Annotated in this window: 1 protein-coding gene and 1 pseudogene; both read left to right on the forward strand. The window is 33.9% G+C overall.

Going from position 1 to position 2,125, the window contains the following annotated elements; all coding sequences use genetic code 11:
- Positions 1-748 (forward strand): annotated as a pseudogene (locus M901_RS03055) (hypothetical protein); the annotation flags it as partial.
- Positions 748-1,998, forward strand: a complete 1,251-nt coding sequence (locus M901_RS03060; RefSeq protein WP_021276706.1) for a glycosyltransferase family 4 protein — start codon at positions 748-750, stop codon at positions 1,996-1,998. The pseudogene M901_RS03055 and the gene M901_RS03060, both read left to right, overlap by 1 nt.
- The last annotated feature ends 127 nt before the right edge of the window (positions 1,999-2,125 follow it).

Below are 2,125 nucleotides of genomic sequence, written 5' to 3' on the forward strand. Positions count from 1 at the left end.
GGATGAATTAAAGACAAGAAAGACACCTGGGTTAGAAGTTTCAGTGAATTCTAATCTAGGGATGTCACATTCAATAGTTGAAAAACAAATAGAAAAACTGAAAGAATTAGAAAATAAGAAAGAAATATCACATATTGCTATCTATACGAGTCTTGAATCCTTTGGTTCACAAGCTGAATATGCAAGGTTCGGACTTGATATGGAATTGTTTAAAAAGAACGTACGCTATGTTCTGGAGAATACAGACTTTCAACTTGTTTTTATGGCGACACATAATATTCTTTCAATTTACTCATATAGGCAGATGATTGATTATATTATGGAGCTTAAGAAGGAGTATGAAGGGAAGCATGATGGTGGTCAGAGAGTGCTTATTGACTCGTCATATCTTTCATCACCTCAATATATTTCTTTAAAATTTGCTAATAAGAATATGATCGAGAGAATGAAAGAGAACCTAGAGTATATGGAGTCGAAGTCTATTCAGAAACTTGGGTCTCATGGTTTTAGTGATTATGAGATAAAGAAGTATAAGAGAATATATCATTATGCTAAGACCTCAAAAGTAGACGAGGAGTCTCCAGAGGTCATTAAGGTCAGAAGTGATTTTGTTACCTTCTTTAATGAATATGACAGGAGAAAGGGGACGAGTCTTTTAGAAACATTTCCCGAATTAAAATCTTATTACCACTACTGTCGTCTCGTTAAGCTTGATATTGATTATGCCTTAGATGGAGCTGAATACTAATGAGCCAAAAGATTGCCTTAATATTAAAAAGAGGGATAGATTGGAAAAGTTGCCAATCTATATCTTCGAATTTAGTGAAGTCTTATGAAGCACAAGACTGTGTCATCAAGCATTATGAGATTCCAATGTATAGTGAATTTCCTGCTGATTTTATCGCGACTTCAAAGAGACTATGTGCAGATTCACCAGATATTATTTCTTTTGTAGATCACGGTGAAGCTCCTTATATGTTAATTAGCCACTATCTTCTTCATAGTAATAACCAAGAGACAGAATTCATCTTTCATATTTATGGTGATTTTACTTATTTTCTAAATAGCTGGGCAAGATGTCTTGAATTATTGAAAGGAAGAAAAGTGAAGCTTGTTTGTGCATCACAAGCCCAAGCTGAAACGGTAAAGAGTATAACTGAACTTAATGATGTTATGACGATTCCTTTTTCTGTTGATCAAGACGACTTCTTCTATTCTAGAGAATTAAGGGAAGAATTTAGAAAAAAGCATAACCTGAACGTTAAAGATAAGGTTATTGTTTACACTGGTCGAATTAGCCTGCAGAAGAATGTTGTCTACCTTGTTGAGTGCTTCAATGACTTTTGTAAGAAATTTGGTGAGGAGAACACTTACCTCTATATTGCGGGACCATGTGATGATATTGGTATGCCTTACCTTGGAAAGAATTTACTTGTTAATTTTTATCGATCAAAGTTCTTAGAAAGTATTTCTGGCTGTGAAAAGATCAAATATTTAGGTGTTCTTAATTCCAAAGACCTAAATGAACTCTATAACGGTTCAGATATATATTGTAGTTTAAGTACTCATAATGATGAAGACTTCGGGATGGCTCCGGCAGAAGCATTTTCCACCGGTGTATTAGGGATTTTATCAAAGTGGGGGGGGTATAAATCATATCTCAGCACTAGTACTGATATCTTGCCCGTTGATGTTGATATTCAACATGACTCCATAGATATCCAGATATCTCAATACTATAAGGCCATGATGAGACAATTGGATCTATTGGAATCTGATGAAAATCGAGCATCTCGTGCACAGTTAATGAGTCAGAACTATGGTCTTAAAACATCTGTTGAAAGTATTAAGGAACTCATTGAGTTAAAAACTCCTGTGCTGCCAAGTCTTTCAGATAAGATCGTCAGATATGCTGAGAAATCTAAAAATGGTAATCTCTTTAGTAAACCAGTCTTTAGTGATGAGTACCAAGATATTTATAAGGGTAAATATGACTAAGAGAAATACTGAAAATATTCTTAATATATATTCTACTTTAAAGATGATTTATGGAAATAGTAATTATGACCATACTTATCGCTATTTAACAGATGATCTATTAGGTAACTGGGAAAAAGAATATTAT

The organism is Bacteriovorax sp. DB6_IX, from assembly GCF_000447775.1.
Classification (GTDB): domain Bacteria; phylum Bdellovibrionota; class Bacteriovoracia; order Bacteriovoracales; family Bacteriovoracaceae; genus Halobacteriovorax_A.

What these genes read in the sequence shown, in the direction of transcription:
- M901_RS03060 (WP_021276706.1), top strand. Translation starts at nt 748, where the DNA reads ATGAGCCAAAAGATTGCCTTAATATTAAAAAGAGGGATAGATTGGAAA.